Origin of the sequence: Solibacillus sp. FSL W7-1472 (assembly GCF_037969775.1) — a bacterium.
Lineage (GTDB): Bacteria > Bacillota > Bacilli > Bacillales_A > Planococcaceae > Solibacillus > Solibacillus silvestris.
In genome coordinates this window covers 3218769-3239059 of sequence record NZ_CP150208.1, presented here as the reverse complement: position 1 = coordinate 3239059, position 20291 = coordinate 3218769, and the positions used below count along the sequence as shown (strand labels likewise).

The window sequence follows — 20291 nt, the reverse complement described above, 5'->3', positions numbered from 1 at the left end:
TCTTGTTGAGAAATCAAATAATATTTTATTAAAATAATAATTTCGTGAAAACGGATGATATCTAAGGAGAGAAAACAATGGCAGGACGTAAGGCAATTTTGACAACGCTGGCACTCGCAGCAATGGCGCTAGCAGCATGTTCAGATAAAGAGGCAACAACTTCAACTTCAGGCGGAGAAGTACAAACGACTGCAGAAGAGAAAATTGTCATCGATCAGGCAGGTACAGAAGTAACGATTCCCGCTGAAGTGAACTCGATTGTATCGGGCGGGATTTTACCGTACTTCCATACATGGTATGTCGCAACAAATTCAGCAAAAGAAATCGTGGGAATGCATCCGAACTCTTACAATGCTGCGGAAAACTCGATTTTATCGAAAATGGCACCGGACATTTTGAACGCGGATACGTCATTCGTCCAAAATGGGGAAATGAACGTCGAGGAATTAATGAAAATCAACCCGGATGTGTTCTTTGAAATTGCAACGGATGAAAAATCAATTGAGCAGGCACGTAATGCGGGGATCAACACAGTCGCGATTAAAGCAATCGACGCAGCGGCAGCAGAGCCCCTTGCGACATTCAACAGCTGGCTAAAGCTGACGGGGGAAATTGCGAGCACAACAGGGCGTGCGGACAAATTCATTGAAATCGGTACAGCTGTGCAAAACGAAATTTACGAAAAGATCGACGGCCTAACGAAAGAACAAAAGCCGAATGCATTAATGATGTATCAGTTATCCGAGCAGGCGATTACGGTAGGCGGCAAAAACTTCTTCGGCAATCAATGGCTGAACGCAACGGGAGCAAATGACGTTGCGGAAAACGATGTGACAGGACGCAAAGATGTGAACATGGAGCAAATCTACAATTGGAATCCGGAAATCATCTACTTAACGAACTTTACGGAAATCCAGCCGGAAGATTTATATAACAACACGATTCCAGGTCAGGACTGGAGTGAAGTGGAAGCGGTGAAAAATAAGCAAGTGTACAAAATTCCACTGGGGATTTATCGCTGGTTCCCGCCAAGTGGCGATGCACCGCTAATGCTGAAATGGCTGGCAAGCAACAACCAGCCTGAGCTATTCGACTATGATATGAATGCTGAGATTAAAAATTACTACAAAGACTTTTACGGATATGACGTAACGGACGAAGAAGTAGAGCAAATTCTACACCCATCTTCTGACGCTGCGAAGTATTAGAACGAGGGACTGTCATGAAAAAGTGGAAAAGTATTTTACTGTGGGTATTGCCGCTTGTACTTGCGATCGCTTCGCTTGGCATCGGCCGGTTTGAAGTCGATTTTGTAACAGTGGTCAAAATCCTCGGTTCGCATATTTTTCCGATAGCAGAAACGTGGACACAAATGGAATATAACGTAGTCATGACCGTCCGACTGCCGCGTATTATCCTCGCGCTATTGATCGGTGCGGGGCTTTCCATTTCAGGTGCTGCATTCCAGGGGATGTTCGCCAATCCTTTAGTAAGCGCGGATATTTTAGGGGTCGCCGCGGGTGCCGGTTTTGGTGCTTCTATCGGAATTTTACTGTTTGGCAATGGTTATGTGACACAAGGTTTTGCACTGGTCTTTGGATTAGCGGCCATCGCATTTACGTATATGATCGGCGGTTCTGGACGCAATATGCCGATCTTTATGCTTGTTCTCGCAGGGGTAGTGACGAGTGCATTGTTTAATGCGCTGATCTCGTTAACGAAATTTGTGGCCGACCCGGAAGAAAAACTACCTGCGATTACGTATTGGCTAATGGGAAGTTTGGGAACGGCCTCTTATCGCGACTTATGGACAGCGGGACCAATTATTCTAGTCGGAATGCTCATTTTGCTGGCACTGCGCTGGCGTATCAATTTACTAACATTGCCGGATGATGAGGCGAAGTCATTAGGAATTAATGTTGTGCGCATGAAGTGGCTTGTCATTGCAGGGGCGACACTTTGTACAGCGGCAGCCGTTGCAGTTGCAGGGATTGTCGGCTGGGTCGGCTTAATCATCCCGCATATCGCAAGGATGTTTGTCGGCAGCAACAATGAACGCGTACTGCCGATGTCGATTGCACTGGGCGGCGCGTATTTACTTATTATCGATACATTGGCCCGTTCGATAACAGCAGCGGAAATCCCGTTGTCGATCTTGACGGCAATTGTCGGAGCACCGTTCATTGCATATCTTTTACGTCGTACAGGAGGTAGCTGGTCATGAAAATAGAAGTACGAGAAGGCAACTTCTGCTATGCGAAAAAGAAGGAAGTAAAGCCGTTCATTTATGAATCGAATATTAGCTTTACACTGGAACCAGGCCAGATTATGGCGATTCTCGGTCCGAACGGCGCAGGAAAAACAACGCTGTTAAAATGCATTACCGGCTTGCAGGACTGGCGTGTCGGCGAAACGTTGATCGATAATGTACCGCTTGCAAAAGTTTCGCAAAAAGAGCTTTGGAAGAAAATCGGCTATGTTCCGCAGGCGCATAAAATGGTATTCGGCTTTTCGATTGAAGACTTGGTGGTGATGGGACGTGCGCCGTATATCGGTTCATTGTCAAAGCCGCGCAAGGAAGATTACGAAAAGGCGCACGAAGCATTAAATGAAGTCGGCATTGTGCACTTGGCGAAAAAGTCGTGCAATGAAGTGAGCGGCGGGGAACTGCAGTTGGCGTTAATCGCAAGAACGCTTGTATCAAATCCGGAAATTTTAATACTGGATGAACCGGAATCGCATTTGGATGTGCAAAAGCAGGTTGTCATTTTGGAAACATTAAAACGCCTGGCGAAAGAGCATAGGATTTCATGTATTATCAACACGCACTATCCGAACCATGCGTTTTATTTGGCGGATCAAGTATTGATGATCGCGAAGGAGAAAAAGGCGGTCATCGGTGCGGTTCATGAAGTGATGACCGAATCGCGGATGAAGGAATACTTCAATATAGACCTGCGCAAATTGATCTTTGAAGAAGAGGATCTTCTATTTGAAACGATGGTACCACTTGCATTGGCAGCAAAACGAGATATAAGCGAATGCCGCTTTAACAGTTTTGAATAAGAATGGGGAATGTTGGATAAAATATGATGTTCATTTCCAAGAAATATTGTAATGGCTCCCTCATTTTGATATACTAATTTGTATTGTGACGTCCATACTTAGGAGGTGGAGCAAATGCATACGTTATTTACAGTATTACTTATTATCGTAGCGATAGCCTTAATCGTTGTTGTATTATTACAATCAGGTAAAAGCGCTGGTTTATCAGGTGCCATCTCTGGTGGAGCTGAGCAACTATTCGGTAAGCAGAAAGCTCGCGGAATGGATCTAGTCCTTCACCGCACAACAATCGTTCTTTCTGTTGCATTCTTCGTATTAGCTTTAGCGATTACGAAATTCTAATTGAACGAAAATTAAACGCCTAACCAAGCATAGTGCGAGGTTAGGCTTTTTCTTTTGGACCAATAATTTGTCAGTTTTTTTACATAGTGGAATTTTAGAGTATTTGAAATTTCAGTAATTAATAAGAAATGCTATATTAATCAATTAGGTCAAAAATTTAAACTAAAACATTTTGTTTAAATTGAACCATTCCTGTTTCGTTTGCAAAGAGCGCAACTTGCGTACGATCACCGAGCTCCAATTTTGATAATACTTGGCTTACATGTTTTTTTACGGTATTTTCCGAAATATAAAGACTGTGAGCAATTTGTTTATTAGAATAGCCCATCCCCAGTTTTTGCATTACTTCTTTTTCCTTAGTCGTGAGGAGCGCAAGACGGCTATCATCTATTGAAGACTCCTTTTGTGTTTGTATGAGCTTATCTATTAAGTCGGGATCATAATATTTCCGTCCCTTTTTAATAATTTGAATGGCATAAATAAGTTCTTCGGGGTGTGAATTAAGTGAAATGTATCCAACCACATCCATTGCCATTGCACGTTGAAATAATTCGTAATCTTTTGAAAAGGTAAGAATCGCGAATTTGCTAGTGCAACCTAATCTCCTTGCTTCATTAATCAATGTTAATCCACATTCGTCTCCTATTTGAAAATCAATAATAGCCAAATCCGGCGTTTCTTTTTGAAGCAATTCAAGAGCTTCTTGTGTATTGCTGGCTTCTCCGATAATTTCCGATTTATCATCCGACGATAAAATGGAAATTAATCCTCTACGGATGATTGCTTGATCATCTACTAATAAAATTTTCATCAATAAACTGCCTCCTCACTCAAATAAAAAGAGTGCTCTTAACAAATGTTTTCAAATGTTGTGAGGCCGGTTGCACCACTGACTCCATACATCCAAGGTGCCCAATTAAAGGATGTACTTCAAAGTCTCCCATAGTAAAACGTTTTTCAGTAATTAAGTAGTGTGTCTATTAGAAGGATAATCAGATGGTGGGATTCTCAAATTTTTTTCTGTGGAATTTACTACGGATAAAATATTTGAAATTAATTTCAAAGTGACCCTGAATCCAAATATAAAATGTAAAAAACTAATTTTAATTATACTTTGAATTAAAGGTATTTTTTGTCAAATTGTAATTGTACATAAGCACTTTCTTTGGAATCTTATTGTTTATTTCGTCGTTTCATATCTGTTTTTGTTGGAATTAACTGTAAAAAGATATAGTGGGGAGCAAGTCATATGGACTATGTGTCAAATTACAAGAAGCTTAAAATATAAGTGACAGGATGCCAAGTTATGAATGAGAGTGACAGATTCAAAGCAATATTTTTACATATGACCATAAAGAATCGTTGTTATTTCAATGGTTATAGTAGTTACATAACCAATTGGTAGTATATGGAATAACACGAAAGTATACCATGGGATAAGTTCGAAAGTAGAATGCCAAATTGCCAAAAATCACCCGTTGGAGGGGAGAGGAAATTTTTGGTTCTGTCTATACTGAAGCTAGTTCCACTTTCATAGTCGAAAAGTGAAGTACAAAGGGGGAAGACATTCATTTAGTTGCAATACTATGAATTTGGTGCAATTTATCAATCTGTAAGAAAACTCGTACCCAACGTCGAGAAAGATGACTTTCTTATACGATCCAGGGAAGAGGCAAAAAAAAACTAAAAACTAATTGGAGGAATTTAAAATGAGTATCAAAAAGAAACTAGCAATGGGTATCGCAACTGGAGCACTAGCTGTAAGCATGATCGGCGGGGGAACTTATGCATATTTCAATGATGTAGAAACAAATGTTAGTAAATTCGCTGCAGGTACATTAGATATTAATGTAGCAGGTACAAATGCAGCTAACGCAATCATCGATGTAACTAATATTAAACCTGGTGATACAATGATACGTACATTTAAACTTAATAACACTGGTAGCCTTGATGTATCGAAAGTGTTATTAACTTCAGAATATACAACTAATGATGCAAATAATAATAATGCAGGAGCAGACTTAGGTGAGCATATTAAAGTTCAATTCCTTGTAAATAATGATAAAGGGAATGAAGTTATTAAAAATACTACTTTAAAACAACTTAAAGAATATGATGCTACTGAGAGAGATTTATTGGCGTGGATTTTTGGTGCAGAAAATAGCGGTCTAAAGGCAGGTACTACTGATACACTTACTGTCAAGTTCGAATTTGTTGACAATGGCGCAGATCAAAATGTCTTCCAAGGCGATTCTTTACAACTTGAATGGACATTTGATGCAAAACAAACAGCTGGAACTTTAAAATAATAGAAATAGATTCTAGGGAGGAGACCCTTCTCCTCCCTTATTTTATGTAACAATCCGTCGGGACTTTTCCTTATATATATTTCTCAACGTATAAATTGTTTTTGTGTTTTGAGGAATATATTTAAGGAAATTCCAATCTTAGAAATCAGAAAGGCGGTATCGGATTGAACCCTAGACCTAGAGGCAGATATAAGAAAAAAAAGCGTGATCTTATCCTCTATTTAAAAATTACACTCATTTGTTATTTAGCTATTTTTGGTGTCGCTTATATGTCGTCCGACACCTCCGCGAATTTCAGTAGCCAGTCTGTACTTACAGGAACCATTACTGCCGACATCTGGGAGATTCCCGAAATTCCGGTGATTGCCTGCGGTATGGAAGATTCGACTGCTAAAGTACCGGGCGAGGAATCTTCGCCAACTTCTGAGGTTAAAGCTACCGATGCTACAGTAGTTACTGTGAAAGATCCAGTAACCGGTGAGGAAGTTGAGGTTGATTGCGGAGATTTAAGTGATGCAACAGAGGGAGAAGTTGAAACAGATAAATCTAAAGAAGTGGATTGTAAGAAAATAGATGCACCTGAATCAACTGAAAAAGTAACAATCGATTGTAAAGATGAAGATGAAGAAAAAGCTGCAGAAGATGCGGAAGTACCAGCAACTGAAAAAGATAAAGAGGAAAAGGCAGCAGAGGATATTAAAGAGCCTGCTGTTGATAAAGAAAAGGCAGAAAAAGAAAAAACAGCCGAAGAAGTAAAAACACCGGCTACTGAAAAAGAAAAAGAAAATGAAATAGAAAACGCACCGGAAAACACAGAAACACCGGCTACTGAAAAAGAAAAGGAAGCCAAACCGCAAAACGAATCAATCACTGAAGAAAAAGCAGTGAATAAAGAAGTCGGGGCTAAGACAGGTGCGGATGAAAGTAAAGAGAATGAAGGGCAGAAACCGAACATTGAAGGTCCAAATCCACCGAAAAGCAACGATTAGAACAAATCCGATGAGAGTTCCTAAATGCTAGAACTGTAAAAATTGGTGTCGACTAAAACAGCGATAGTGAAATATTAAATAACAAATATAATGAAAAGGGTGGTACGAGTGAGAAGTACAAAGAAAAAAACAGCAAATGGGAAAATAATGAAATGGGTAAATAATATTATTACAGCTATTTTAATGACGTTACTAATTAGCTTAGCTTTCATCGTAGTTGTTTCAAAAGCATCGGGTGGAGAACCACAATTTTTCGGGTACCAATTAAAAACAGTACTTTCGGGATCCATGGAACCAGGAATTCAAACAGGTTCCATTATCGCTGTTAAAATTGCGGAAGATAAAACTAACTATAAAGAAGGCGATGTCATCACTTTCCAGGAAGCAGAAGATATGTTAATTACTCACCGCATTACGGAAGTAGTTAAAAATGGAGACTCTGTACTTTACCGTACAAAAGGCGATAACAACAATGCGGAAGATATGAATCCGGTTATGGCGGAGAATGTTGTGGCTCAATACACTGGCTTCACAATGCCGTATGTAGGGTACTTCAATAACTTTGCTTCTTCGAAAAACGGTGCATTTTTATTGATCGTTCCAGGCCTACTTTTACTTTTATACTCAGCATTTACACTTTGGAAAGCTATATCTTTAATCGAAATCCCTCAAAGAAAACAAGCTGAGGTAATTGCAGAAGATACTGGGAAAAGTACATCTTGAATCGATGCAAGGATATGGAGGCATTTTATGAAAAAACTGTTTCAAATTTTACCGCTTCTTTTACTGTTTAGTTGGGTATCGTTGTCTCCCGTAACTAGCGTATATGCAGAGGGTGAAGATGTTACGGAAGTTAAAGAAATAGACATCAGTATCACACCGACAGATACTCTATTTGAAGTTAGTAATATGAAGCCGGGTGATTGGGCGCCTAGGACAATTACAGTAAAGAATATCGGAAATAAAGACTTCGACTATCAAATGCAGTTACAAAATAGCGGAGATGAAAAGCTGTTTAATGAACTGCTGCTGGAGATCAAAGCTGGTAACGAAGAACTGTATCAAGATAAATTAGCTAACTTTAAATCATTGCCGATCAGAAAACTGACAACTGGCAACGAAGAAAATCTGGAAGTAACGATTCGCTTTCCGGAACATCTCGGAAATGAATTTCAAGCACTTCAATCTTCATTTGCTTTCACTTTTACAGCTGAAGGAGATGAAAGCGAGCCGGTTCAGGAAGAAATTATAGGGCAGATTTCCAGCTTAGGAAGTCCAATGTCAGGAGGTCCAGGTTTGCCTGATGGTACGACAAACCTAATATATTATATATTGCTCTGCGGGGCTCTTGTAGTAGGCGGGATTGTCATGGTCATCACCATTTATTACAGAAAGATGAGATTTGTCCAATAATTATATACATTAGAGTTTTGAAAAGCTGCTGAGGAGTGATATTATTACCTTAGTGGCTTTTTCGCTTTTTAAAGTAGGTCATCTAAATGTGAAAAGAATAGCTCTTTTTGTTATTTTCTATGGGGTACCGCTCGCTATTACGAAATTCTAATGGATTGAAATTAAACGCCTAACCAAGCATTTAATGCTAGGTTGGGCTTTTTCTTTTAGTGTGGGCCCAAACACAGTATAATAGAAGAAAGAAATGAAAAGTTTTCCACGATTCAATGGTGTGATTGAATCGGATCTTTCATATTATGGAACAAGACGGGAGCAATCAGTATGAAATCAGCTTTGTCTTCACCGTTCTTCTTTCAGGCAGGGCCGAGAGCGGTACTATTATTACATGGTTTTACAGGAAGTTCGGCAGATGTGCGGATGCTTGGACGCTTTTTGGAAAAGCACGGCTACACATCGCTTGCCCCACATTATAAAGGACATGGTGTTCCGCCAGAAGAACTCATTGTCTCAAATCCCGAAGAATGGTGGCAAGATGTAAAAAACGGGTATACTCAATTAAAAGAGGCAGGCTATGAAGAAATCGCCGTTGCAGGACTATCGCTCGGTGGCGTATTTTCACTCAAGCTTGCGACAAGTCATCCGGTGAAAGGCGTTGTCACAATGTGCTCGCCGATGACGATGCGCACGACAGACATTATGTTTGAAGGCGTACTTGAATATGCAAAACAATATAAAAAACAACAAGGTAAAAATGAACAGGAAATTAAATTAGAGATTGAAGCAATCAAGCAGCAGGGAATGGCATCACTGCCAGAACTGCAGCAATTAATTTACGATGTACGAGAGACGATCGACTTACTGTATGCGCCGATTTTGGTGATCCAATCGCGCAACGACAAAGTCATCAACCCCGATTCAGCCAATATTATTTATGATACCGTCGAATCGATCGACAAAAAAATCAGCTGGTATGAGCATTCGGGCCACGTCATCACACTCGACAAAGAAAAAGACCAGCTTCATGAAGAAGTTCTCACGTTTTTAAATTCGTTAGATTGGATAGTCTAATGGTGTGAATAAATTTTTGTTTTTTACGAAACATTGTAAATTGGATTAATTTCTAGTGGATTGGAGTGTAGGCGGCCACTCCTGGGGGATAAGCGTGACGCCTGAGACGTTCGTGTAAGGCCACGCCCCCGGAAAGCGTCCGCCGAAACGGAAATCGCTAAACGAAAAGTTAATTCCAAGAGCCAAGATCGTAAGAAACTTTATTTTCTGTTCAAAGGAGGGAAATAATACATGACACAACAAAATGAATTACAACAGCGCGTCCTCGATATGATGAAGGACGATGGCTATAAACCGATGACCGTATCGGAAATTGAAGATGCACTAGAATTAGAAGAAGCGGATGATTTCCGTGAATTAGTCAAAACACTCGTAAAAATGGAAGCACAGGGACAAATCGTGCGCTCCCGTTCAAATCGCTACGGTTTACCGGAACGCATGAACTTACTGCGCGGCCGCTTTATCGGAAACGCGAAAGGATTCGGGTTCGTCGCACCGGAAGAACAAGGCATGGACGATATTTTCATCCCGGCACACGAAGTTAATGGTGCTTTAAATGAAGATACCGTGCTCGTACGTGTATTAAAGGAACAATCAGGTGACCGCCGTGAAGGGACGGTTGTTAAAATCGTCGAACGCAGCAAAACATCATTTGTCGGTACATACCAGGCGAATCGCGGTTTTGGTTTTGTCGTTACAGATGATAAGAAATTGAATATGGATATCTTTATCGCAAAAGAGGATGCACTGGGTGCGGTCGACGGACATAAAGTCGTTGTAGAAGTAACGCACTGGCCAGATGCAACGAAATCTGCGACAGGGATGATCACGAAAATTTTAGGTCATAAAAATGATCCGGGTGTGGACATTTTATCGATCCTGTATAAATACGATATTCCGCCAGAATTCCCGGAAGAGGTTGTCCAAGCGGCAATCGACGTACCGGATGAAATTACCGAACAGGACTTAGTCGGTCGTCGTGACCTACGCAATGAAGTCATTGTGACAATCGATGGTGCCGATGCGAAAGACTTGGATGATGCTGTTAACGTTGTCAAAAATGACAATGGCACATACAAACTAGGTGTACACATTGCCGATGTTAGTTATTATGTGACACAAGGCTCTGTACTCGATCAGGAAGCGTATGAACGCGCGACATCTGTTTACTTAACGGACCGCGTAATTCCGATGATTCCGCACCGTTTATCAAACGGAATCTGCTCATTGAATCCACAGGTGGACCGTTTAACATTGTCATGTGAAATGACGATTGACCAGGCTGGGCACGTTGTGAAGCATGAAATTTTCCAAAGTGTGATTAAAACGACGGAGCGTATGACGTATTCGGATGTTTATAACATTTTAGAAAATCCGGACGAAAACCCGGAATTAATGGAGCGCTATGAAAATTTAGTGCCGATGTTCAGAGATATGGCCGATTTAGCGCAAATCCTACGCAACAAACGTATGGCGCGCGGTGCGATTGACTTTGACTTCAAGGAATCGAAAGTATTAGTGAATGAAGACGGTTGGCCGACTGACATCGTGTTACGCGAACGTACAGTTGCGGAGCGTCTGATCGAGGAGTTCATGCTTGCAGCGAACGAAACGATTGCCGAGCATTTCCACTGGATGGAGCTGCCGTTCATCTACCGTATTCACGAAGATCCGAAGCCTGAAAAATTACAACGCTTCTTTGAATTTGTTACAAATTTTGGTATTATGATCAAAGGTACTGGAAATTCGGTACATCCGAAAGCATTGCAGGAAGTCATTCGTTCGATTGAAGGCTTGCCGGAAGAGCCGGTTATTTCAACGATGTTGCTGCGTTCGATGCAACAGGCGAAATATTACGCCGAGTCGTTAGGCCACTTCGGTTTATCGACAGAGTTTTATACACACTTTACATCACCGATCCGTCGTTATCCGGATTTAATCGTCCATCGTTTAATTCGTACGTATTTAGTGAATGGCGATACATCGAAGGAAACGGTTGTACAGTGGAGCGCGGTAATGGATGAAATTGCGGATCATACATCTGGCCGTGAGCGTCGTGCCGTTGAAGCAGAGCGTGATACAGATGCACTGAAAAAAGCGCAGTTTATGTCCGATAAAATCGGGGAAGAGTTCGAAGGGATCGTGTCATCGATTACGAACTTCGGTATTTTCGTAGAGCTTGAAAATACGGTGGAAGGTCTTGTGCATATTTCGAATATGACGGACGACTACTACCGCTTTGAAGACCGTCATATGATGATGATCGGTGAGCGTACTGGTCGCCAGTTCCGCATCGGGGATGAAGTGAAAATCCGTGTGGCGAATGTCGTGATCGAGGAATCTTCGGTTGATTTTGAAATCGTCGATATGGTGAGCAGTCCACGTCCAGCTCGTCGTCAAACATCGAAAGTGATTCATGCAGGTCGCCGAGAAGGCCGTAAAAAAGATGATGAGCGTACAGGCGAAAAACGTGACCGCAAATCACGTGGTGGAAGCAAGGAACGCCCTGAAAAAGCAAAACGTTCAGGCACATCTGACCGTGATCCACGCGGGCGCCGTAAAGAAGGTAAATCGGGCGATAAGCCGAAGTTTTACGAAGGCATTGCAAAAGGCAAAAAGAAAAAAAGTAAAAAGAAATAGTAAGGTGTGAAGCTATGATGCAATTTCGGCATCATAGCTCTTAACCTTTAAAATAGAGGTGTAAAGCGAATGGCAAAAGGCGCAGGTAAAGTTTTAGCTCAAAACAAAAAAGCGAGCCATGACTACTTCATAGAAGAAACAATTGAAGCCGGGTTGGTACTGACAGGAACGGAGATTAAATCCGTACGTGGTGCCCGTGTCCAGCTGAAGGAAGCGTATATTAGTGTGATGGGCGGAGAAGCATGGGTAAAAAATATGCATATTTCGCCATTCGACCAAGGGAACCGCTACAATCATGACCCATTACGCGAACGCAAGCTGCTCTTACATAAAAAGCAAATCAGTGAATTAGTCGGTGCCGTAAAGCGTGACGGCTATACAATTGTTCCGCTGAAAATGTATATTAAGGACGGCTATGCGAAGTTACTAATCGGTCTTGCAAAAGGTAAGAAAGATTACGATAAACGTCATGATATGAAGAAAAAAGAAGCGAAGCGTGACATGGAACGTGCTTTCAAGGAACGCCAGCAATAACCGGAAATCCGTTGTTTTAAGCGGCATTAATAAATTAACCAAAAGAGATGTGTTAAACGAATTTGTTTATTTTTTAACACATCTCTTTTTTTCGGGCAAAAATAGTGGTTTTCAATCTAAAAAATGGGGGTACAAATGTAAGATGATGTAGACGTAAGGTTGAGATAACAGAATTTGGGGTGTTTTAGTCAATGGCAATAGCATACGTAGGGGGATTTCCACAAGTGAATGGATTACGCAACGCAGAATTAGTTGATAAAGTTGTTATTTTAGTTGAAAAGTATAGTGTACATGGGCAATGTTTAGCATTAGTCGAAGAAGTAATTGCCGACGAGTATCCGAATTATAATATGATTTTCCAGCAGCAAGTCGGCATGCCGGTAAATGAATATATTACGAAGGTTCGTTTACACAAAGCGGAAGGGTTACTGGAAGATACGGAAATGGACTTCAAGGAAATTTCAAAAATGATCGGCATGAACGGTTACTTTGAATTTACCCAACTGTTCAAGCGATTCCACGGTGTCACACCGGTAGACTACCGCAACCAGCTGCATAAACAAGGTTAAGAAAATATTGGCAGTGTACGAGAGAAGCAGAATTACTTGCAAGCTCAGCCAGTTTGTCATATAATTGACTGTACTAGCCAGTGTGTATCTACTCATACGGTACACGTTTTAAAGAGCATTTCGCTCTTTTCCGAACTTAACTCGGGTTTACTACTACTCGGGGACGTTACGGATTCGACAGGGGTGGTTCAAGCTCTGGTCGCGCGTCGGAGGTCTCGTCTTCGTCAACAACGGAAGTTATATAATAACTGGCAAACAACAAAACTTCGCTTTCGCAGCTTAATAGCGCGTAGCACTCAGCCTGTCTATCGCCCATGTAGACTACGCTGGGTTCAACTTAAGTGGGATACGATCGTTGGCACCACCTGAGTCAACGGTAAGAGATTCCCAGGTTAGCGATTCGGACGCCTGTTTGTCGGCATAAGAACTCGCGAATTGCAAGTAGACAAACTACACGCGTAGAAGCCGGCGTATTGGAGCTTCTGGACGTGGGTTCGACTCCCACCGTCTCCATTTTTTAGAAATCAAACGATTTCAATAAGTGTCAAAATCCTTTAATACTAAGGGTTTTGGCACTTTTTTAGTGTCAATGGATTTCATTGAATGTCATTTAAAAATAGTCAATTTATAGTCAAAAAATAGTCAGTGACTCAACCTTCTAAATAATCCACGAACTTTTGTATAGCGCCTTCTTTCGCTTTCTTTGTGACATGTGTATAAATGTCTAAAGTAGTCTTTACATCAGTATGGCCAAGTCGATCTTGAACTTCTTTAATACTTGCACCAGCTTCGAATAGAAGTGAGCAGTGCGTATGGCGTAGGCCATGTGGCGATACATGCTTTAACGTATATTTATTTTGAACGCTATACATCCATTTTTGAACTTGTACTGGTTGGATAAATTCATTTTTTGTATTACTAAACATCAACTGATTTTTCTTCAGTGTATTAATACCTAGTTGAATATATTGCTGCTTTTGGAGCTTATTCCATTCTTTCAAGATCGATAAAGTTGTTTCATCTAGTTTAATTGTACGTGGCTTGCCAGTTTTAGTTGTTTTCAAATAAAGCTTTGTTTGTTTGCCACGCCCGATAGCTTTATTAACTGTAAGCTCACTTTCTACAAAGTTTACATCATTCCATGTTAATGCTAATGCTTCGCTTTTTCGCATCCCGGTATATGCAATCAAACGTAGTAGAGCATATGCTTTGAAATTAAGATGCTCGTTCGCCTTATCCAGAAATGTAATTAGCTCTTCTTTTATATAAAAGTTTTCGCTGCCTTCTTCTACACTTTCAGTAAAGGCTTTCTTTACTTTGGTCTCAACATGAGTAAATGGGTTCGTTTGAATAAAGCCATGTACAATAGCAAAGTCTAAAACTTTTTTTGCGTAGGATTTAATTGTACGCGCCTTTTGAACCTTTGCAGCCCATTCATTGTAGTGTTTTTGGCAAATAGCAATTGTGATTTTTTCGATACGATAATTGCCCATAGCAGGTAAGATATGATTTTTGAAGTAGCCAGCTGTTTTTACAAACGTACTTTCTTCTACAGTTTTTTCATATTGGTTAATCCAAAGATCGTAAACTTCCTGGTAGGTTTCTGCGCTCTTTTGTTTGAATGTTCCTTCAGATACTTGAAGTTTAATACGTGCTAAAGCGAGCTCTGCTTCTTTTTTTGTTTTAAAACCACGGCGTGTAGTGTTTTTAGCTTTTCCTGTTAGTTCATCTGTTCCTAAAAATACGCGAAACATATATAATGTTTTACCATCTTTATTTTGATAACTTTTGATAGGTGAAGAATTATTTTTTTTCATATTGATCCTCCTAATATCGTTGCGGGGGCAAGATAAAAAGAGAGGATTAATCCTCACAGTTATAATATATAATTTAACTGGGGAAAAATCCTCTTGTAGAACTTGATTAAGAGCTGTATTCTTCTAAAAAGCGATCGATTTCTTTTTTTGCTACTCGTTTTATGCCCTCAATTTCGCATACTTTTAAGCCAAGTAAACGAAATTTTTTGAATGTATTGTATGAGACGCCAGCGTAAATAGCTGCTTCTTTTAACGAGAACCATTCCTTTGGAAAGGTGAATTCATATCCTTGATTCAATTAGTCCACTCCTAGCGTTTAATTTATAGTATTTTAGGTACTATTTAGTTAATAACTGATTGAATTTGTCATAAGTTTGTCTACCATTGGTATTGTATTTCTTTTTAAGTTTTTCAAGTAAATAATTTTTTTGTATAGTATCTTCAACAGAAATATATTTTTTCTCTAAGTCATTATAATTTTGCATTTCAAAATAATCTTGAGTGATAAATTGAACGAAAGTAATTCTTCTCTGAAGTTGTCCAAATGAATCAACCGTTTTTTTATGTCTGAAAATTTCATCATAAAATTGTTTTGGGCTATATGGAGAAGTGATGATGAATATATCAATCATTAGAGATTTATCAAAAAAACGGCTTGGAGCTTTGGGGTTTTCTCCAAAAGGATCAAGCATTTTCAATAAATCATCATAATTAAAAGTAGTTGGTCTCAACTCATCCAAAATCACAAGATGTTCGCCATCATAATGTTGAAAACTATCCCTGGATGAACCTGTAATGAAATATTTTACATTTTGTTCATCTGCATATTTTTTAGCTAGAGCTGTTTTTCCAGTTCCAGAACTACCATATATCCATATAACCGTTATCGGTTCATTTTTACTTTTCTGCTCTTCTAACCAAACTTTAGATTTTTGTTCTTGTACCTGCTGATAGACATCATTGATCTGCTTTTTTGCCTTAGCAAATTGTGAACCTGTCAAATTTAAGATAGCTTCATCTTTTGATAGTTCGCCAGCTCCTAATTGATCAAGCAAACTTTTAATAATTTCACTATCTTTCATTTTATTTTTCTGTTCAATTTTTTTGGTTATATCACTCATCAATGCAGGATAATCAAAATTAGCTTTTACTTCCTCTAGCTGATATTGATATTTTCCTTTTGCTTCTTTTGTTTGATGAACAAGGTAAGAGTAAGCATTGTTAACATTTCCTCTCCACTGTTGAAAGGATGATATTTGTGGTTCGTTTAAAACCTTTGCAAGTCTTTCTAAACTCCTTTGGTTTTCAAACTGTAAAACTACATGAACGTGTTTTTCAATCGAGTCGCCTTCTTCATTCACATCTTTATCATGTATAATTGCAGCAATTTTTAAAGGTTCCAAACGTTCCACCAAAGTTTTTACTATACTATTTAGTGTCTTCCGTTTAATAGACGATGGCAAATGTGAAAGTTGTTGCTGATACATTACATTAATTGCTTTGGGCTACCCATTTGACTACCTCCCTTAAATGTTATTTTGTCAGATTAAATAACACTTCTTGATAAATTTTAGCTATCATTAAATATGAATAAAAAGACTGTGAATTGCCGACATCATTGGTTTTGCTAGAATTTTTGGCTATCTACTAAGCGGTGGTATAACAAGCCCTACCACCGCGTTAAATATAGATTTCTTTATATATTTGGCTATTAAATTTGATAATTTATCTTTTGTGGTGCTTTTTTGGCTTTTCGTTCCGAGCCAAAGCACCACGAATTTATTTTCTTTTTGTACCAATGAGCCATAAACTTAATTTATTACGTTCAAAAGTTGAAATAATGTACTCAGGGTACAAACTTGAAATATGCTCTTTTATTTGCCCCTCATACTCTTTAAGAATTTTTTGAGACTGTGCCTCTTTAGGAATTTTTATTAATAGTTTCAACTGTTTATTAGTTAAATCAATTACGGATTTTCTTACCGCTTTATTGAACTTTAAAATAACTTCATTTTTGGGTAACATATAGTTATCTGAATCATTCACCGGAGCTTTTTGGTATTGTTTTAAGAATTTCCTAAACCTAAATGTACCTATAATTGATTTTCCTAGATTGATTAATGAATCATTAATCAATCTTAGGGAAATTTCTTGTAGAAGAAGAACAAATATTAAACTAGGGATCAAGAAGTTAGTTATATTTAGTATCCTTAAAATTTGTTCAATGAATTGGAAAATTTGATCGGGTAATGGTAAACTTTCGCCTAAGTTAATTAAATTTTTTCGTAAGAGTTTAATTATTAACGTAAATATAATACTCAAGAGGAAGAAAGTCCCTAGAAACTGTATTAAGTTATAGATTTTCATCAAGTATGATTTTTTCATCACAAAATACCTCTTTCCGTATAAAAAGTAGGTGTGAGCAGCGGTAAAACTTGATAAGGATGTTCATCATCAATGACTTGTATTAATCCCGTTCCTTTCCCTATGGGAATTACAATACCCTCAGGATTTAAATCCGGAAACAAGAATTGGGTTGTCTTGCTGCTAATATTACCAATCTGAACTAGAACATTTGCTTGTTCTCGTACACTTACAGGAACCGCATTAAAATCAAAACGCTGCGATACTAATATTAAATGACACCGTGTTGAACGCCCTAGTAAGGCAATAGAACTAAGCAATGACATAAAGGAATCTTTAATTTGTTTGTTCACTCCTTCTGATAATGCTAAAACTTCATCAATAACTACGGTCAAATGTTCAAACTCATATGCAGGGTTTTCGTATAATATTTCTTGTCGCTGATAAATAATGTTTAGCACAGAACTTAGAGATTCATTGACTTGACTAACAAAATCACTTTTCGAACGGTTATTTTCAGGGTGAATTACCGCGATATTATGATTTCTAGCCCATCTGGATGGGGTATCAAACTTTGGATCAATAATTATTAGTTCAGACATTTCGTTCAGTATCTCAAGTAAATAAGTTAAAAAATATGACTTACCACTCCCCGAATTTCCTGAAATAATTATCCCAGTCACTTTGTTGAAATTTATTTTTAGATTTTTCATAATTGGAATTTGGTTAGATTTATTTTCTTTCAACAACCTCATCAAATCTGATAAAACTAATCTTTCACTAATCCCTATAAACCAAGGGAAGAACAATGCACGCTGTACATGAATATCATCCGTATCTAGAGGAATAAAATAAGCTGAATTTTGTTTTAAAAGTGTATACCTTGGATAAAGACTCGCATTTGCAATAATAAAAATCTTTTGGTATAAATCATCATCAATTAGATAACCCGCAGGAGTACGAGGGACGAATAAAAATCCGTCCTCCCGAACTTCTACATAAAATGAATTAGTGTATGTTGATTCTCCATTCATCGCAAGAGCCATATTTAAACTCTGATTCAAATACTTTTCAATGTAAGGCTTATCCATCATTTAACTACTTTCAAGCCATCTGCTTTAAAATACACATTTGAACGAATTTCAATGCCTTGAAGATTTTCGAATTCTATTATTGAAAGAAACGGTGGTAAGTCAGGTTTTTTCGTGAATTTGACTGTGAAAGGATTGAGTCCATCTTGTACAAACCATAACTTGTAACCTTTAATATTTTCTGTTCGTTGCTTATCCACGTATTCGTACTGCGTTTCAATAAAAGTTGTTGCACATTTCGTCGGGACATTTGTTGCAATAAATTTGCGAGCTACTGATTCTGTATACTGATTCGATTGAATAAATCCTGTTTTCATTATGAAAACCTCCTTTATAAAATAGGGTTAAGAAGCAGCAACTTCTTCCTCTGCTATCTAAACAATTTGCAACTTGTTTAGATATTCAAACTATCAAAGCTTTGCTGAACTTTGATAGATTCAATCTTATAAAAGTTTTCTTCTTATTAGGTTGCAGTTATGTGGGTATTTTCATATTATTTTGCCAACATGACTACCAACAAAATATTCAATAAAAAAAGAGCAGAATTTTTTCTGCTCTTAATAATCACTTATTTAGAAAAATGTATTAGTTCCTCATCAGTCAACAGTTTCAAAAGATTATTTTGAATATCGATAAATCTATCAATTGATTCATGAATATCTTTATTCATACGTTCTTGCAAGCGTTGAACTATTTGGCTATTATTAGTCAAATACCCTGGAATGTTTTGATTTTTAAAGTGTTTATCATTATACCAATCCTCCATAGCAGCCATCACCTCTTCCTGAGAATTATAATCTGATGTCTCAAAAATAGGACTTTCTTCAAACATCCGTGGATTCTTAAGAGTCCTTCCAATACCCCTGTTATTAACTGCACGATTTATAACATCATCAATTTCGACTTCTTTAATTGAAATAGTTTCAGGTACTTCACTAAAGGTAATGCCATAGAGTAATAACTTAGCATCTGGAATATCTCCTTTTTGTAATGTTTTCATAACTACTGATATTATTTCAGCTCTTTCAATTCTTTCAGCTTCCGATAATCCTCTTAAATCAACACTACTAATGTTTATTTTGTAGTGTTCAGCTTTTGTCATCTGCAATGGAATCGTATTTTGAAATGATATTGCTAAATCTTCATCTAGGAATTCATCAATTAAATTTTTCACCATGAATCCGATTTTGAAAATCGTATTACTCTTTAATTTTGCTACAACATCAGGAATAATACCTTTATTAAATTGCCCCAAAATCCACTGTCTAACTTCAGAATTAATCTTAGAATAGTCAAATTTAATGAAAATTTTATCAATTATCTCAGCTCTGAATGAACTTATAAGCTTCTTTCTACACATCAACCACATTTTGTCTCTCATATCAAAAAGATCGATTACAGTTTCTTCATTTATTGGATTTATTCTAAAATCTCTCTCGATATTGACGAATTTCCCACCTATCCATAACGGATAATCAAACTTTTTACTTACATTATCCATATAAATCTCATCAGATTTTAGAAAGTTATATCGCTTTATATTATATTCAGCAAAAGTTTCTGCCATTGATAACATAGCTTTTTGAGACTCGATATCAATATTATCTTTATCTTCATACAAGTCTAAATCAGTAGTTAAATCTTTATGATTAATTAGTTTAAACAAATTTGTAAAAAGCCATTCTAAAGTTTCTTCAAATTCATCTGAATTTCCGAAAATAATCTCTTCTGGAGCTTTATCAAAAACATTAGTATAGTCTAAAAGAACTGTTTCTGTGATGAAATTACCACGAACTTTACCTCTTTCGATACGACTTATCGTACTTCTGTCAGATATTCTTTCCATAGGAAGACCTAAATCTACTCTTAATTTTTTGCATCGCTCTGCAATTTTAGGAACTAAATATGCTTCCAAATCAATCAAATTTATACCAACTTTCTAATAATTTATACGCTACTCCACAACTCAGTAAGCTTGATGTCATCACTAGCTGGACGAAGTGATTTCTCTTTATCAATCTTTAAATCTGGATCTATTCCTAGTTGATTAATTATACTTGAAATAAATATATCTTAACATTGAATG

At 38.0% G+C, this 20291-nt stretch carries 20 protein-coding genes, 1 other RNA gene and 1 riboswitch; of the genes, 13 read left to right on the top strand and 8 right to left on the bottom strand.

Annotated elements, in window-relative coordinates; genetic code table 11:
• The first annotated feature begins 77 nt into the window (after nt 1–77).
• The 4 genes from MKY07_RS16180 to secG all read left to right on the top strand — a co-directional run bounded on the left by MKY07_RS16180 (nt 78) and on the right by secG (nt 3408).
• Nucleotides 78–1208 carry an ABC transporter substrate-binding protein gene (locus tag MKY07_RS16180; protein WP_339263168.1) on the top strand — a complete coding sequence of 377 codons (1131 nt, stop codon included), beginning with the start codon at nt 78–80 and terminating at the stop codon, nt 1206–1208.
• A 14-nt stretch (nt 1209–1222) separates the two neighbouring features.
• Nucleotides 1223–2224, top strand: coding sequence for an iron ABC transporter permease (locus tag MKY07_RS16175; protein ID WP_339263167.1), 1002 nt, complete (start codon nt 1223–1225; stop codon nt 2222–2224).
• Nucleotides 2221–3066 carry an ABC transporter ATP-binding protein gene (locus MKY07_RS16170; RefSeq protein WP_339263166.1) on the top strand — a complete coding sequence of 282 codons (846 nt, stop codon included), beginning with the start codon at nt 2221–2223 and terminating at the stop codon, nt 3064–3066. The genes MKY07_RS16175 and MKY07_RS16170 overlap by 4 nt, the downstream gene beginning before the upstream one ends.
• A gap of 114 nt (nt 3067–3180) precedes the next feature.
• Nucleotides 3181–3408 carry a preprotein translocase subunit SecG gene (secG, locus tag MKY07_RS16165; protein ID WP_008408959.1) on the top strand — a complete coding sequence of 76 codons (228 nt, stop codon included), beginning with the start codon at nt 3181–3183 and terminating at the stop codon, nt 3406–3408.
• A gap of 157 nt (nt 3409–3565) precedes the next feature.
• On the opposite strand, the gene MKY07_RS16160 is transcribed toward secG, so the two are convergent.
• Complete coding sequence (locus MKY07_RS16160; RefSeq protein WP_339263165.1) at nt 3566–4219, bottom strand: response regulator transcription factor; 654 nt, start codon at nt 4217–4219, stop codon at nt 3566–3568.
• Between the two features lie 55 nt (nt 4220–4274).
• Nucleotides 4275–4357, bottom strand: a riboswitch (cyclic di-GMP riboswitch).
• Between the two features lie 760 nt (nt 4358–5117).
• On the opposite strand from MKY07_RS16160, the gene MKY07_RS16155 reads away from it, so the two are divergent.
• The 9 genes from MKY07_RS16155 to ssrA all read left to right on the top strand — a co-directional run bounded on the left by MKY07_RS16155 (nt 5118) and on the right by ssrA (nt 13449).
• Nucleotides 5118–5720 carry a TasA family protein gene (locus tag MKY07_RS16155; protein ID WP_339263164.1) on the top strand — a complete coding sequence of 201 codons (603 nt, stop codon included), beginning with the start codon at nt 5118–5120 and terminating at the stop codon, nt 5718–5720.
• Nucleotides 5721–5989: 269 nt separating this feature from the next.
• Nucleotides 5990–6709 (top strand): hypothetical protein, encoded by a 720-nt coding sequence (locus MKY07_RS16150; protein WP_339263163.1) that lies wholly within the window; start codon nt 5990–5992, stop codon nt 6707–6709.
• A 108-nt stretch (nt 6710–6817) separates the two neighbouring features.
• Nucleotides 6818–7432, top strand: a complete 615-nt coding sequence (locus MKY07_RS16145; RefSeq protein ID WP_339263162.1) for a signal peptidase I — start codon at nt 6818–6820, stop codon at nt 7430–7432.
• Between the two features lie 27 nt (nt 7433–7459).
• A complete protein-coding gene (locus MKY07_RS16140; protein WP_339263161.1) occupies nt 7460–8122 on the top strand; it encodes a hypothetical protein in 663 nt (220 codons plus the stop codon).
• 321 nt (nt 8123–8443) lie between these two features.
• Nucleotides 8444–9190, top strand: a complete 747-nt coding sequence (locus MKY07_RS16135; protein ID WP_339263159.1) for a carboxylesterase — start codon at nt 8444–8446, stop codon at nt 9188–9190.
• Between the two features lie 231 nt (nt 9191–9421).
• Nucleotides 9422–11830 carry a ribonuclease R gene (gene rnr, locus MKY07_RS16130; RefSeq protein WP_339263157.1) on the top strand — a complete coding sequence of 803 codons (2409 nt, stop codon included), beginning with the start codon at nt 9422–9424 and terminating at the stop codon, nt 11828–11830.
• A gap of 69 nt (nt 11831–11899) precedes the next feature.
• On the top strand, nt 11900–12364 hold the full coding sequence (gene smpB / locus MKY07_RS16125) for an SsrA-binding protein SmpB (protein WP_339263156.1): 465 nt from the start codon (nt 11900–11902) through the stop codon (nt 12362–12364).
• Between the two features lie 224 nt (nt 12365–12588).
• Nucleotides 12589–12933: an AraC family transcriptional regulator gene (locus MKY07_RS16120; RefSeq protein WP_339263154.1), complete on the top strand. Its 345-nt coding sequence runs from the start codon at nt 12589–12591 to the stop codon at nt 12931–12933.
• A 159-nt stretch (nt 12934–13092) separates the two neighbouring features.
• Nucleotides 13093–13449, top strand: a transfer-messenger RNA (tmRNA) gene (gene ssrA / locus MKY07_RS16115).
• 134 nt (nt 13450–13583) lie between these two features.
• Here the strand turns inward: ssrA and MKY07_RS16110 are convergent.
• From MKY07_RS16110 to MKY07_RS16080, 7 genes are all read right to left on the bottom strand, one after another.
• Entirely contained in the window at nt 13584–14750 is a 1167-nt protein-coding gene (locus MKY07_RS16110) for a site-specific integrase (protein WP_339263152.1), read from the bottom strand.
• A 106-nt stretch (nt 14751–14856) separates the two neighbouring features.
• On the bottom strand, nt 14857–15048 hold the full coding sequence (locus tag MKY07_RS16105) for a hypothetical protein (RefSeq protein ID WP_038188781.1): 192 nt from the start codon (nt 15046–15048) through the stop codon (nt 14857–14859).
• A gap of 40 nt (nt 15049–15088) precedes the next feature.
• Nucleotides 15089–16237 (bottom strand): Rep family protein, encoded by a 1149-nt coding sequence (locus tag MKY07_RS16100; protein ID WP_339263149.1) that lies wholly within the window; start codon nt 16235–16237, stop codon nt 15089–15091.
• Between the two features lie 292 nt (nt 16238–16529).
• Nucleotides 16530–17138, bottom strand: coding sequence for a hypothetical protein (locus tag MKY07_RS16095; protein WP_339263147.1), 609 nt, complete (start codon nt 17136–17138; stop codon nt 16530–16532).
• Nucleotides 17135–18205, bottom strand: coding sequence for a cell division protein FtsK (locus MKY07_RS16090; protein WP_339263145.1), 1071 nt, complete (start codon nt 18203–18205; stop codon nt 17135–17137). The genes MKY07_RS16095 and MKY07_RS16090 overlap by 4 nt, the downstream gene beginning before the upstream one ends.
• Entirely contained in the window at nt 18205–18522 is a 318-nt protein-coding gene (locus MKY07_RS16085) for a hypothetical protein (RefSeq protein ID WP_339263143.1), read from the bottom strand. The genes MKY07_RS16090 and MKY07_RS16085 overlap by 1 nt, the downstream gene beginning before the upstream one ends.
• A gap of 251 nt (nt 18523–18773) precedes the next feature.
• Nucleotides 18774–20129 carry a helix-turn-helix transcriptional regulator gene (locus tag MKY07_RS16080; protein WP_339263141.1) on the bottom strand — a complete coding sequence of 452 codons (1356 nt, stop codon included), beginning with the start codon at nt 20127–20129 and terminating at the stop codon, nt 18774–18776.
• Nucleotides 20130–20291 lie beyond the last annotated feature (162 nt).